A 14,386-nucleotide genomic window follows, 5' to 3' on the forward strand; every position below is an offset into this window, starting at 1 on the left:
AGCTTTTACTCTTGGTATACGGTAAATAAAACAGTTTCTCCTACGGCTTGCAAAGTTCTGCGGTCAATGATTTCCATTGTATCACTGTGCTTATGGTGATACTGCGCAAAGCCAAAATCTGGGGAAAACTCGATTATATCGATCATTGGGATTTTAGCAAATTCATTTACAAAAGCATGGTCATCCAAAATCTCAGGAGCGTCTTTATAGATAAAAAAGTCTCCTTGGCCTATCTGGTGGGCGTTATCCCATACTTTTTTCAAAATCCCTGAGGCATATTGGCGTGAATAACCTTCTCTGTAGAAACGCGCGCCTTTGGCACCTACCATGTCCACTAAGATTCCGTAATAGGCTGAGTAATTCGGTTTATGCTTGTTTTTGGACCAGTGCTGAGAGCCCAAGCACCACCAGAAATCTTGCTCGTTGTTTCTCATTTCTGTTCCTTCAGGCTCCCCGTCATCTTCCCCATCAAAAAGGATGATATCAACTCCGACATCCGGCTTGAGTTCCTGAGAAGCAATCACACGGGCGATTTCAAGTAAAACTCCCACACCGCTAGCACCGTCGTTGGCTCCATCTATGGGTTCATCAAGTCGCTCGGTGTCTTTGTCCGCGATTCTACGGGTGTCCCAATGCGCGGCAAGAAGTATTCGTTTGGTGGCTCCTGGATTATGTGAAGCAATAATATTGCTCAGGTCCCAAGTCAGGCCATCGTAGGTTTTTGCTTGGAAATCCTGTGTTTCTACTGCAAATCCGTAACTCTCAAATTTACCCAAAAGCCAATTTTTGGTTGCTTCGTGAGGAGCGGTTTCAGGAACACGTGGTCCGAAATCCACCTGCTTCTGCACAAATGCATAGGCAGAATCTGGGTTAAAAGTAGGGTAGGGCTTTGCCGGAGCTTGCTCAACTGTCTCAGTTTTTTTCTCTGGACTACTACATGCCCAAGCAAGGGCAAGCAAGCCGACCAACCAAAATCTATTCTTCATAAGCCCAGTCAATTTTATCTTTCATGTCTTTCACTACAAACCCTAGAGCTTTTAATCCTGCTCTGATTTCGTCCACTTTACTATAATCACGGGCGGTTTTAGCCTCAGAATAGAGTTGTAGCAGTAAATTCAGCATTTCATTTTGGCTGTCTGATTTCTCTTCGATCAATCCTAAAATATCTGAAATGAATATGGTGTATGTTTCAATCAGTTTATTGAAAACCTCCTCGCCAAAGACCGCTGGTTTCAATTGACCTGTGTACATGGAGTTGATTTTCTTCAGCAAATTGAACAAATGTCCAATCGCCTGCGCCGTATTGAAATCATCGTCCATCGCTCGGTAGGCATTGGTGATGATTTGTCCCACTTGCTTGATTTGCTCTTCATCTTTTTCGTCCTCGCTCACTTCATATTTCAAAAGCTTGGCGATTCGGAGTCCATTTATAAGTTTTTTATAGCCTTTTTGCGCAGCTTGCAGTGCTTCATTGGAAAAATCCAAAGTAGAGCGATAATGTGCCGTCAGGATAAAATAACGGATGGTCATCGGGCTGTAAGCCTGATCTAGAAGTTTGTGGTTTCCTGTGAAAAGCTCCTGCAAGTTGATGAAATTACCCAAGGACTTGCCCATCTTCTGTCCGTTGATGGTGATCATGTTATTGTGCATCCAATACTTAGCTGGATCTTGATGATTGCATGCGTTTCCCTGAGCGATCTCACATTCGTGGTGAGGGAAAAGTAAATCCATTCCACCTCCATGAATATCGAACTGCTTGCCAAGGTATTTGGAACTCATAGCAGTACATTCTAGGTGCCAACCCGGAAAACCAATTCCCCAAGGAGAATCCCACTTCATTAGATGCTCAGGGGAGGCATTTTTCCAAAGTGCAAAATCAACGGCATTACGCTTTTCGTCTTGGCCATCCAGCGTTCGGCTTCCGCTCAAGAGATTTTCCAAGTCCCGTCCGGAAAGCTTGCCATAGTTGCTCGTTTCGTTGTATTTCAATACATCGAAATACACGGAACCATTGATTTCGTAAGCTAAACCTTCTTTCAAAATGGCTTCTACCAAAGCAATCTGCTCAGGTATATGACCAGTCGCTCGAGGCTCAATGCTAGGCTTCCAGGTATTTAGAAGCGACATGTCTCTGTGGTAGCTGTCTGTATATTGCTGGGCAACCTCCATTGGTTCGAGTTGCTCCAACTTTGCTTTTTTGGCGATTTTATCCTCGCCCTCATCTGCATCTCCCTGTAAGTGACCTACATCAGTGATGTTTCTTACGTAACGAACTCTAAAGCCTAGGTGAGTCAGGTAGCGGTTAACCGTGTCAAAAGTGATAGCAGGACGACCGTGGCCTAGGTGAGCGTCTCCATAAACAGTTGGTCCGCAGACATACATGCCCACGAAAGGCGGATTGATGGGTTGGAACTCTTCTTTCTGGCGGGAAAGTGTATTGTATAATTTAAGATTATGCGATTTCATGTTGAGAATCAAGATTCTAGTATCAAGAACCAAGAACAGGGAAAGCCCATAATTGATTCAGCCTGCAAAATAGGGGATTCGCGTGGGGAAATGAAAGGGAATGAAAATAACCTTTCGGTAAGGATACCTATGTTTTTTCAATCAATATGAATTTGCTCTGAGGCCATAGTGGACCAGCTGATCTCAGCAGCTCAATCAATTTCGTTTTGAGGTTATTATAGAAATTTAAACTGAGGCTAATTTTATATACAATTTAAAAAGTGTCTGCCACTTTCTGTTTTCACTTTAGCATAAAAACAGAGTAATTTTAAGCAAGCATCAATTTCCCTTAGGGACAGGGATGGATCTTTCTAAAGATTTTGCTGTTTCAATCCATTCCGCAATGACGATTTCAACATTGGATAATGCCTCTGAGTATGACTCTCCATCGGCCAAGCAACCAGCTAATTCTGGCACTTCTGCAATGAATGTTTGATCTTCTTCACTCCAGTAAATGATTATCTCGTAGCGAGGGTTAGTTTTCATCTGTTTCATGTTTGATTTTCAAAGATCATATGATGTAGGTAAGGATAAAATCATTGTTCTAAATGAGATTTAGAGAAAATATGGTGACTGCCCTTAATTCTTTCCTCAAACCCAAAAATGAGTATTATGACTATCCTAAATCTTACCAGTATGGTAATGTATTCAGTGTAAAACTTAGTAAAACGCAAGTTTTTTCTCTAATCATGAAACTGAAGTTACACGTGGCGCCGAAGGTGCCAAACCATTCATAACCCTGCACGCAAGTGCAGGGAGGTTGATAAAGTAGTAAACCGTAGCCCTGAAAGGGCGAAACTTCAAAGTTTCGCCCTTTCAGGGCTACAAAGGATATTAGTTTTATACCCCCGGCTTTGCCGAGGGTTATGAATGGTTTCAATCCTTCGGATCTTTTTAGAACTGTGAATTAAATTCGTGATAAATAGAAAGGTTATAAATTTGGCAACTGGTGAAAAAGCGGATATACATAATGAGTAATAACATTTTAAGATCTTCAAAATCAATGTTTTGATCTGATGTTCCTCTAAGGATTTTCAACAGGATCTTCTCATACTTTTTCATGAATAAATAGAAACTTCTGACTTCCAACGCCTTTCACAGTCCGAAAATCTTTCCTGAATAAAAAAAGACCTTCGAAATGTTTACTTCCGAAGGTCTTGAATCTTGATTCTAAAATCTAGTATCTAGAAATTAATGCTTAAAATGTCTCACGCCCGTCATCACCATAGCGATGCCGTTTGCGTCACAGTAGTCAATGCTCAACTGATCCTTGATAGATCCACCTGGCTGAACTACTGCGGTGATGCCAGCTTTACCAGCGATCTCTACACAGTCTGGGAACGGGAAGAAAGCATCAGATGCCATTACAGCTCCATTCAAATCAAAGCCAAATGCCTTAGCTTTCTCAATAGCCTGAAGCAATGCATCCACACGGGAAGTTTGCCCAACGCCGCTGGAGAATAATTGATTGTCGTTAGAAAGAATAATGGTGTTTGATTTGGTGTGCTTACAGATTTTTGCTGCGAAAACTAATGCGTCTTGCTCAGATTCTGTCGGGGCTTTTTTGGTAGCTACCGTGAAATCAGCCTTTGATTCCGTAGCCAAATCCTTGTCCTGCTCGATCACGCCATTTAGCAATGTCTTGAGCATTTTGGTACCCGGAAGATCCATTTTTTGCTTCAGCAAAATCCTGTTTTTCTTGCCCATCAAAACTTCCAAAGCTTCTTCTGTGAAATCAGGAGCAATCAACACTTCGAAAAATAAGGAATGCATTTCCTCAGCAGCGTCCTTATCCACGGTCTGATTGGTGATCAGCACACCTCCGAATGCAGAAGTAGTATCCGCGTCAAATGCTTTTTGGTATGCCTCTTTTACCGTAGGTGCCAAAGCCACACCGCAAGCATTGGTATGCTTCAAGATAGCGAAGGCTGTTTCTCCTTTGAATTCTGCAATCAAATTCACAGCCGCATCTACATCGACTAGATTGTTGTACGAAAGCTCTTTTCCATTCAACTGGTCAAAAAGTGCTTCCATGTCTCCATAGAAATGCGCGTTTTGATGTGGATTTTCTCCGTAGCGAAGGGCTTTTGCTTTGGTCTCAGATACTTTTAGAGCAGGGATGCTTTCCTCCGCATTGAAGTAGTTGAAGATATGTGTGTCGTAGTTGGAAGAAACCTGGAAAGCCTGCGCCGCGAAATAACGGCGATCAGCCAATGTAGTAGCACCATCTTGTGCGGTAAGTCTTCCTTCCAATTCGGTGTATTGATCCTTGGAAGCAATGATGGTGACGTCCTTGAAGTTTTTAGCTGCAGCACGGATCAGAGATATTCCTCCAATGTCGATTTTCTCGATAATATCAGCTTCAGGAGCACCTGAAGCTACAGTTTCCTCAAAAGGATACAAATCCACAATCACCAAATCGATGGCGGGGATATCGTATTCTCCAGCTTGAGAAAGGTCGCCTTCATTATCTCTTCTATAAAGAATACCTCCAAACACCTTTGGGTGAAGGGTTTTTACTCTACCTCCGAAAATAGAAGGATAGCTGGTCAACTCTTCCACTGGGATAACTTCCGCGCCTTGGTCCTCGATAAACTTCTGAGTACCACCGGTAGAATAAATGGTGACATCATGTTTTTTCAATAGGGCGATAATTGGTTCAAGGTTGTCTTTATAAAAGACAGAAATAAGTGCGGATTTTATTTTTTTTGTTGCCATTTGGAAATGGGTTGATTAGAAAACTTAGCAAGCTGCAAAGGTAAGAAAATTGCTTGGAAGGGAGGTAGAAGAAATTTGAATTACGAAATACGAATTTCGATTTACTCCAAAAGGTAAGGATATGTTAAATGCCTTTTAGTTTGCAGCCTTATAAATGGCATCAAGCAAACTACCTTCTTCCTTAGTGTCGTTTCCTAATTCCCAGAACATGATTCCGCCTAGACCTTTTTCCATTGTGTACTTGGTTTTTAAAGCCACAGAAACTGTGTCATCGTAGGATACAAACAGGCTATCAGCAGCATTATACATGTAAGGCGCTTCTGCTTTTTCATCCCAGAATCGCTCGAAGTTGCTGTCTTTTTCATACTTCTCTCGAATCTGGTGATAGGCCATCCAGCCAATGTGTAGCCCACCACTTAATTGATGTAAACCCTTGTTCACTGGTGGTACACCAGCCCAGACACGGCCATAGAATGCTGCACCAATCACAATCTGTTTTGGATCCACTCCTTCTTCAATAAGGAAATCAACGATTTTCTGTGCAGATCTTGGATCTGGATCTTGATTGTTTCCATTTGCGAACAAACTATCGAGATGTGCCTGAAAGGGAGTTCCTACTATGTCTGCACGTTTCACATCTCCAAGAGGCGTGTGGTGACCTGTATAAATGGACACGCCAGAAACTTGGTCATAAGTCATCACATTGGTGTAATCTGCGTATTTCATCACTTCATCCATATCCACAAAATCGTAGTAGCGCTTCCAACCTGCTGAAGCGAAAGTCAGTACTTTTGGGGAGTCAAACTCATCCAGCATTTCTCTCAAGCCCTTCATCAAAGCGGTGAAATTCGCGGTGTCTTCAGTGCGAGCCATCGTGCCAGCACCGGATATTCCAGGGTATTCCCAGTCCATATCCATGCCGTCAAGTTGATATTTGCTGATGAATTCAGAAGCACTTTTGATAAATTTTGCTCTGCTTTCCTCCGTCAAAGCCATATCTGAGAAACCGTCTGCTCCCCAACCACCACAGGCGATCATTACTTTTAGATCAGGATTTCGTTCCTTTTGAGCTACTAGCGCTTCAAGCTTAGGTCCAGCGACTTCTTCATTTCGGAATTTCATTTCTCCGCCAATCACATTCGTAAAGGAGTAGATGATATGAGTGAGTTTTTCTACCGGAATTTTTTCTGGCTGATAATCACGCTCCGCTACATAATAGGCCATGATTACTGGATCAGGGGTCAAAAAGGTTTCTTGGGGTTCTTTAGTCTGATTGTCAGCGGGCGCAGAGCAACTGAGGATACTAAAAAAGAGAAGTAAGTAGGAGAAGTTAGGGTTTTTCAAAGGAGTAGTGGTTTATGATACTTATTAAATAATTTCGAATAAGTTGAAATTACTTAATTTAAAATATTCGCCACTAATTCACAGGTTAAAAGAATAGAAGTTGGTAATAAATTTCATTCAAATTGGAATGATCACATCTATCTACCCTGCATTTCTTAAAATTCCAATCTAAAAGTTGTGCTTTTTCCTAGCTCGCTACTTACAGAAATAGTTGCACCGATGCTATCCGCAAAATCTTTGGATAGCATTAGTCCTATTCCAGTACCTTGTTCTCCATTGGTTCCTGAGGTGGAATATTGCTTGTTGTTAAATAGACTGTCTTGCTGTGACTGATTCATACCTACACCGCTGTCTCGAATCATGATAGTGGATGGATGGTTAGAGTCAATTTCCACACAAATGTCTCCTCCCTGAGGAGTGAATTTGATCGCATTGGATAGAATGTTTCGTAAAATAAAATTCAGTCTATCCCGATCTGTAGTGATGCTGAAGTCTGAAGGGATCTTGTTGTTCAGCTTTAGGTTTTTCTGTTCAAGTTGCTTAGCAAATAAGTTTTTATTTTCTGTGATTAAGTCAGCAAGAGCAATCCCTGAATTTTTCACTTTATCTGAACTCATCTGTGAACGTGTCCAGGTAAGTAGATTTGAAAGGAGATTAGAAGCTGCATTTGCATCTAAGGCAATAGATGAAAGAACAAAGTCCATATCCTTCTTACTGAGGTCGCCTGAATCCCAGAGTTCGAGAGAGGTGCTGAGAGATGAAAATGGCGCACGTAAATCATGTGAAATAATTGAGAATAACTTATCCCGGAAACTATTAGCTTGTTTCAGCTCAAGATTAGTACTGGTTAATTGATCAGATTGCTGCTGTATCCGCTGATTTTGAGCTTGTACTTTTGAGTTTATTTCTTTGAGCTCTCTATGGGCTGCCTTTAGTTTTTGATTGGTTTTCAACTGGTACCAAGCAAGTCCTATTAAAAGAATAGCTACGATGATAAAGGTGAACAGTAGCTCATTTTTCCTTGTGATGGCTAATTCGGATAGTTCCTGATCTTTTATTAGCCTTTGATTCTCGAGTTCTTTTTTCTCGCTTTCATATTGAATTTCCAGTTCAGTCCGGATTTTCTGTCTCGAATCATTGAATATGGAATCATTGCTAGCTTCCTTGACCCGTTGAAATTCGTAGGCTTTTTCGAAATCCTTATTCAAGGCAGAGAGGTGAGCCATCTTGCTCGCGGCTATACTTATCTGGTAATTTGATTTGGTTTGTTGTGCCAGTTCATAGGCCTGAGCGGCGTAATCTAGTGCTTGAGCCAAGGATTTATTGTCTCTATGGTAATCTGAAAGTGTTCCCAGGGCTGATAATCTCCCTTCTGTATTATTCAATTCTTCGGCAATGTCAAGTGCCTGTGTCAGTAGGCGGATTCCTCTCTGCTTTTCCCCTGATTCATAGTAGAGTTCTCCCAGCTGAAGTAGGGTATTGGTAAGACTGCGTTTATCGTTTAGTTTTTCCTTGATAGCCTTTGATTTCTCCAGATATTCCTTGGTCTTATTGAAGTCTTCGGCTTCTTTGAATGACAGCCACCTATCCAGGTAAAAGCTACCAATGTTATTGTAAAGCAAGCTCATAGCCCGCTCATGATTGATCAATTGAGCCAGTGTTAGGGATTTTTGGTATTGGACAACTGCTTTCTCGGGTTCATGAAGACGGTAATAAATATTTCCAAGATTCATGGTGGATTCGATGATCCCAGTAGTGTCCTGTAATGTTTCCCGTATACCAAGTGCTTCCAAATGAGTACTTAAGGAGCTTTCATAATCTGATTGAATCAAATACGATACCCCTACAATATTCATAGCATTGGCTTCTATTATTTTTAAACCTCTTTCTTTTGCTATTGCGATGGCTTCTTTTCCATAAAGTATCGCTGTGTCCTGATCATAGGTGTAATAGAGTTTACTTAAGTTATAAAGACTCGAAGCTTTTAGAGAATCATTATCAGTCGTTTCTACAATCTTTTTTAGACTATCTGTCTGTGATTGTTGAACTGGCAAAACGAAAGGTAAAATCCAAACCAGTAAGTAAGGAATCATAGGTAGGTTTTTGAAAGTAATCTATCCAACAAGGATAAAAGGATGATTAGGTAAAGATGCACCTGCTCGCCTGAAAATCAAATGCCTAAAATTAAATTACCAACAACATTTTAATTAGTTGAGGGGAGATAGCTGTTTTTCCTATGTTTTTTGATTACAATTTTGAGGATGAAATATAGATTTTGTTGTCCGCATTCGAACAAAACATCGCTTACTCGGACAGATTGTAATTTGTAAGTGCTGTTCAAACGTGCTTAAAGGCATTGTTTTCCCTTGGCACAATGTCTGAAAAGTAAGTACAGGAAATAAAACCAAATCCATTATGAACTTCTCAAAAATCACTTCGCTAGTCCTCTTTTTATTTTTCTTAGGTTTCTCCGCTCAGGCTCAAACCGAAACCCGAACCCCAGGGAAATTTACAGGAGTAAGTTCCGAAGGCTCATGGGATGTAATAATCACTATTGGTGATATAGATCAAGTCAAGCTAGTTTCCAAGGGATTTGACTTGAGTGAGGTCATCACAGAAGTGGATAATGGAAATCTTGAGATCGAACTCAAAGACGATGACGATGACAATAGAGACTTTACAGTTTATGTAACCATCAAGAAACTAGAAACTTTAGGATTGGCTGGCTCAGGGAATATCATGGTTCGATCTGATGTCTATGCCGGTGAGTTCAGCATAGGTCAGGCAGGATCAGGAAATGTCGAATTGGAAATGTTACAGACAAAGAGTTTGAATGTTGGGATGAGTGGAACTGGAGATGTCGTTATTTCCAAAGGAAAAGCTAGTGATGTTAATATTGGTCAAGTAGGCTCTGGCGATTTTAAGGGAATTGACCTGCTTTGCGGAGATATCAAAATAGGTAAAGCTGGCTCCGGAGATATTCATGTTGGCGTAGAAGGAGAGCTAACTGTAGGCTCAGTTGGATCTGGAAACGTGTATTACAGTGGAACCCCGACAGATATTACTAAAGGCAACTTAGGCTCTACTAAGGTGATTAAGAAATAAGTAGCAAGTATCATGACATAAGACTTTAGAACCACTTGTCAAGAGAATGTATGACACCAAAGAGATCAATTGTAAGGTATTTAGTCCTTGAGAAAGCGGATAATCAAACTTTACCACCTTGCGACTTTTCAACCTTCATGACATAATTTTCCAATCTTTCAATTTTCCAATCCCACAAAATCATGCTCAAAAACTACCTAAAAATCCTACTTAGAAATACTAGAAAAAGTCCACTCTACATGTTTATCAACGTGTTTGGGTTGGCAGTAGGAATGGCAGTCAGTATTCTGATATTCTTGTTTGTACAGCATGAGTTGAGCTACGACAGATTTCACGAAAATGCAGATCGTATCGTGCGGGTTTCTCGGGCTTGGTTTAATCCAGACGGAGAAGTTAGCCTTCATCTTGGACATACGGCACCTCCATTTGCGCCTTTGATCGCTGCCGACTATCCAGACGAGGTGGCTTTTGCAGGAAGAATGCTAGAAGGAAATCCGCTGGTGACAGTAGGTGAGAATAAATTTATTGAAGATCATTTTACTTTTGCTGATCCTGAAGTCTTTGATATTTTCAGCATTGACATTCTTGCGGGAGATCCTAAAGCTGGGCTCAAGGAAAATGACGGCTTGATCATCTCCGAAGCCACTTCCAAGAAGTATTTTGGATCAGAATCTGCCTTGGGAAAGGAAATGTTGATCAACCTACAAGGGCAGGAATTCACTTATCAGGTTAGGGGTGTATTTCGGGATTTTCCGGATAATTCTCATTTTCATCCGACTTTTTTCGCTTCCATTTTTCCTGTTGTAATGTTTTATGGTGGGCAGGAAGCTTTCATGAGCAACTTTGGAGGGAATAATTTCTCCTCCTACCTCTTGCTCAACGAAGGGGTAGACCGAGAGAATTTCGAGGCCAAACTTCCCAACTTGATCGACAAATATATGGGTGAAACTCAAGCAGGAACCCCTATGTCGACAGGCACGAAGTTAATCCTGTGGCCAATCACAGATATTCACCTTTATTCTAATTTGGACACAGAGATCGAGGCCAATGGTGACATTGCTTACGTCTACATCTACCTTGCCGTAGCGCTTTTTATTTTGCTGATCGCTTGTATCAATTTCATGAATCTATCTACTGCAAGATCTTCTCTTAGGTCTATGGAAGTAGGGCTTCGCAAAGTGATGGGGGCAGACAAGGGGCGCCTTATCAGACAATTTATGGGTGAATCCTTTATGCTAACTTCCATTTCTATGATTTTGGCTGTGATTTTAGTCTATTTGTTTTTACCCACTTTTTCAAATTTTACCGGGAAAGCATTGAGTATGAACTTCGTGGATAATCCGGAATTTCTTCTTGGACTCGTGGGGCTGGTGGTTTTTGTAGGAATCATTTCAGGTAGTTATCCAGCGCTTTTCCTTTCGGGATTTCAGCCTGCATCAGTCCTAAAAGGAGCCTTTAAGGCAGGGAAAAGTCATGAGCAATTCAGGTCATTTTTGGTGATAGGACAATTTGCTATTTCAGTGGTTTTGATTGTGGCTGTGTTGGTTGTGGTCAATCAGCTCAATTTCATGCAGAGCAAGGACTTGGGTTTTAAGAAAGAAGATATTGTTCTACTTCCTACTAGTCCATCAATTGAGGAAAACTATCAAATCGTAAAGGATCGGCTAGAGAAGTATAGCGGAGTCCAGGCAGTTTCCATGTCGAGTAGAGCTCCATCGGGAAGATTGTTGGACTCACAAGGCGGGACTGCCGAAATTAACGGTGAGATGACTCAACTACAGATTCGAATAGCCGATATACATGTTACTCACAACTTTGTGGATACTTATGGGATACCGATTGTTGCGGGGAGAAATTTTGATCAAAACCTTGCCAGTGACTCTACAGAGGCATTTATTCTCAATGAAACAGCCATTCGGGAGATTGGTTGGGCTAATCCTGAGGAAGCAATTGGAAAGCAATTTTTGTATGGAGGCAGAAGAGGTTTTGTGACTGGAGTGATGTCGGATTTCCACTTCGAAAGCCTGCATCAGCCGATTGTTCCTATTGTATTCATGGTTAGTTTAGATCGGAATAATTTGGTGAGCCTGAAGATAGACGCTGACAATCGTGAAGAAACCTTGGCCTATTTGAAAGAAGAGTGGGCAGCACTTAGACCTAATTTTCCTTTTGAGCCAAGATTTGTTGACCAAGGATTTAACGAACAGTATGCCGCAGAGCAGCGGGTGAAAACGATTTTCACCTTCTTTTCGGGATTGGCGGTTCTGATTTCCATCTTGGGATTATTGGGCTTGGTCACCTTTGCGACAGCTCAGCGAACACGAGAAATCGGGATCCGAAAAGTGATGGGAGCAGAGACAACAAACATCTTGATACTCTTAGGAAGAGACTTTCTAAAGCTTGTTTTAATAGGGTTTTTGATTGCTATCCCGATTTCTTGGTTTGGAATGTCCAGTTGGCTGGAGGATTTTGCCTACAAGGCCGGTATCAGTTGGACCGTGTTTCTCTGGGCAGGGTTAATAGCCGGAGCAATAGCAGCAATCACCGTAATGTCGCAATCACTAAAAGCAGCTTGGGCTGATCCGGTGAAGAGTATAAAGAGCGAGTAGGGAGTATTAAGTGCAGAGTATCGAGTACAAAGTATCTAGAGTCAGGTATTAAGAATCTAGAGCCAAGAATATAGACTGTATATGCAACCATTTGAATAGTTGTTACATCTACTAAATGGGGCTTGGATTTTAGTACGTTTTCTACTTTCCAACTTTACCATCTTTCAACTTTACTACTTCATAATTTTACAATATTTCAATTTTCCAATCTTACAATAAATTTACCATGAAAATCTATTCAAAAATCTTCGCATTTGCATTGACCGCTTTGGTGATGGCATCCTGCGTGCAGGCACAATCTACAGAAACGAGAACTCCGGGACATTTTACCAAAGTTCACTCTGGCGGAAGCTGGGAGGTGATCTTAACTGAAGGTGATGAAGAAGAGGTAAGAATCGAAGCTAAAGGAGTAGATCTAAGCAAAGTAAAAACAGAGATTGACGGTGATGTCCTCAGTGTGGGCTTGGTAAAAGGAAATTACAACAATGTCAAATTGAAATTTTTCATCACGTATAAGGAACTTGAAGGAGTAAAATGCTCTGGATCAGGATCTTTGGAAGTTACTTCACCTTTGATGACGGATTCGTTCTACGCGGCACTTTCTGGCTCTGGAGATATTACTTTGGGAAAACTGGAAGCAAAGAAGTTATCCGTAGGTATTTCGGGTTCGGCAGATTTAGCCATCAAAACCGGGTCAGTGGATCAAGCTGAAATTAAGCAATCCGGTTCAGGTGATTTTAATGGAGAGCGCCTCGCTATAGGTGATCTGGCTGTAGGCAAATCTGGCTCCGGAGACACCCATGTAGGTGACTTGGGTAAATTATCTGTGAGTTCTTCTGGATCTGGAGATGTGACTTATACAGGTTCACCACAGTTGGGGAATATTAGAACATCAGGCTCAAGTAGCATTACAAAAAGATAAAAAGAGCTTAGCCTTATTATGGTCCCTCAAGCGAAAGTTTGAGGGATTTTTTTTATTCGTTTTTTAAGCGAAGGGTACGCCGAAATTCTTGAAGAGTGCGTTATATCTTCCCACTTTTTCACCTTCCACTTTCCAACCTCTCAACTTTCTTACATCAAAAACCCATTTTCTGACTGATATGGACCTGGGATATTTTCCTCATCCAGCATTTCGAGCAGATCAATTTCTATTGCTCGAGAAATGGAAGAAATGGGAACATCGTTGTAGCCTCCTTCGAATGGATTTTCTGAGTAATCACCGATTCTATCTACTACAAAGAATGTCCAAATAATAATAGCAGAAAATGGGATAGTCAACCAATAATGCAATGCGGTGCTTTGGGCGAAAATATCTAGTAAACCAAATGGGATCAACGCACAAAAAATATAAGTAATCCAAAGGCCAGTGGAAGCATATTGCCTTGGAAAGGGGAAGTTTTTGATCCGCTCACTCATGCCTTGATGCGTGTAGAAATTCGCGATTATCTGATGGATCCAAACTTGCTTATACTCAGAGATAAAGCCTTTTTCCTTCAATTCAGCGATTTCTTTGCTTTGGATTTTTAGCAGCTGAGATGGAATATTTGAATTGTCCCTAATGGTAGTTAGCTCTTCTTCAGAGAGGTATTTTTCGATTTCAGCAAAGATGCCTTCATAGTATTCCTTGATGAATCCAGGGATGAAAACCAGTTTTTCTACAGGTAAATTATGCTCCCAAGTTTTTTCCTTCCGCATCACATGTTTCAGTGCAAGAAGCCAAGCAAGGTGCCTGTATATAATTTTCTTTCTTTCCTCCTTGGGCAAATCAGGATTGGGTAGACTGAGAATAGCAGTGGCAAAAGTTCTGCTGTCATTGACTATCGCGCCCCAGATTTTTCTTGCTTCCCATGTTCGATCGTAGGAGCTGTTATTTTTGAAGCCCAAGAAAAAGGCTACTGCTATACCGATAACTGATATCGGCTGCCAGGGGAGAGAAAATGGTATCGAGGTAATCTCATACAATACGATGACTACGAAAGAATAAAGTACTCCATAGATTAATGAATATTTGGACCAGCGCACTGTCATCCAAAAACTGTAATACCGTTTTACGTACATAAAAATATTTTTTTGCAATTAATCTACAGAATAATGTCAAAAATCCA

Annotated in this window: 10 protein-coding genes; 3 read left to right on the top strand and 7 right to left on the bottom strand. The window is 41.1% G+C overall.

Annotation, left to right across the window (positions count from 1 at the left end):
• Positions 1-5: 5 nt before the first annotated feature.
• The 6 genes from ACPUEN_RS01425 to ACPUEN_RS01450 all read right to left on the bottom strand — a co-directional run bounded on the left by ACPUEN_RS01425 (position 6) and on the right by ACPUEN_RS01450 (position 8,660).
• Positions 6-986, bottom strand: a complete 981-nt coding sequence (locus ACPUEN_RS01425; protein ID WP_425638057.1) for a M28 family peptidase — start codon at positions 984-986, stop codon at positions 6-8.
• Positions 976-2,466, bottom strand: coding sequence for a cysteine--tRNA ligase (gene cysS / locus ACPUEN_RS01430; protein WP_425638058.1), 1,491 nt, complete (start codon positions 2,464-2,466; stop codon positions 976-978). Before cysS ends, ACPUEN_RS01425 begins: the two co-directional genes overlap by 11 nt.
• Before the next feature lie 318 nt (positions 2,467-2,784).
• Entirely contained in the window at positions 2,785-2,991 is a 207-nt protein-coding gene (locus tag ACPUEN_RS01435; protein WP_425638059.1) for a type II toxin-antitoxin system HicB family antitoxin, read from the bottom strand.
• Between the two features lie 705 nt (positions 2,992-3,696).
• On the bottom strand, positions 3,697-5,223 hold the full coding sequence (gene purH, locus ACPUEN_RS01440; RefSeq protein ID WP_425638060.1) for a bifunctional phosphoribosylaminoimidazolecarboxamide formyltransferase/IMP cyclohydrolase: 1,527 nt from the start codon (positions 5,221-5,223) through the stop codon (positions 3,697-3,699).
• 135 nt (positions 5,224-5,358) lie between these two features.
• Positions 5,359-6,567, bottom strand: a complete 1,209-nt coding sequence (locus tag ACPUEN_RS01445) for a glycoside hydrolase family 18 protein (protein WP_425638061.1) — start codon at positions 6,565-6,567, stop codon at positions 5,359-5,361.
• Between the two features lie 155 nt (positions 6,568-6,722).
• On the bottom strand, positions 6,723-8,660 hold the full coding sequence (locus tag ACPUEN_RS01450; protein WP_425638062.1) for a tetratricopeptide repeat-containing sensor histidine kinase: 1,938 nt from the start codon (positions 8,658-8,660) through the stop codon (positions 6,723-6,725).
• A gap of 322 nt (positions 8,661-8,982) precedes the next feature.
• Here ACPUEN_RS01450 and ACPUEN_RS01455 point away from each other — a divergent pair, with 322 nt between their 5' ends.
• The 3 genes from ACPUEN_RS01455 to ACPUEN_RS01465 all read left to right on the top strand — a co-directional run bounded on the left by ACPUEN_RS01455 (position 8,983) and on the right by ACPUEN_RS01465 (position 13,203).
• A complete protein-coding gene (locus ACPUEN_RS01455; RefSeq protein WP_425638063.1) occupies positions 8,983-9,672 on the top strand; it encodes a head GIN domain-containing protein in 690 nt (229 codons plus the stop codon).
• Between the two features lie 182 nt (positions 9,673-9,854).
• The gene (locus tag ACPUEN_RS01460; protein WP_425638064.1) at positions 9,855-12,281 is read left to right on the top strand and encodes an ABC transporter permease; all 2,427 of its coding nucleotides are present in this window, start codon (positions 9,855-9,857) and stop codon (positions 12,279-12,281) included.
• A 226-nt stretch (positions 12,282-12,507) separates the two neighbouring features.
• The gene (locus ACPUEN_RS01465; protein WP_425638065.1) at positions 12,508-13,203 is read left to right on the top strand and encodes a head GIN domain-containing protein; all 696 of its coding nucleotides are present in this window, start codon (positions 12,508-12,510) and stop codon (positions 13,201-13,203) included.
• 149 nt (positions 13,204-13,352) lie between these two features.
• On the opposite strand, the gene ACPUEN_RS01470 is transcribed toward ACPUEN_RS01465, so the two are convergent.
• Positions 13,353-14,339 carry a bestrophin family protein gene (locus tag ACPUEN_RS01470; protein WP_425638066.1) on the bottom strand — a complete coding sequence of 329 codons (987 nt, stop codon included), beginning with the start codon at positions 14,337-14,339 and terminating at the stop codon, positions 13,353-13,355.
• Positions 14,340-14,386 lie beyond the last annotated feature (47 nt).

This window comes from Algoriphagus yeomjeoni (assembly GCF_049821175.1).
Classification (GTDB): Bacteria; Bacteroidota; Bacteroidia; order Cytophagales; family Cyclobacteriaceae; genus Algoriphagus; species Algoriphagus yeomjeoni_A.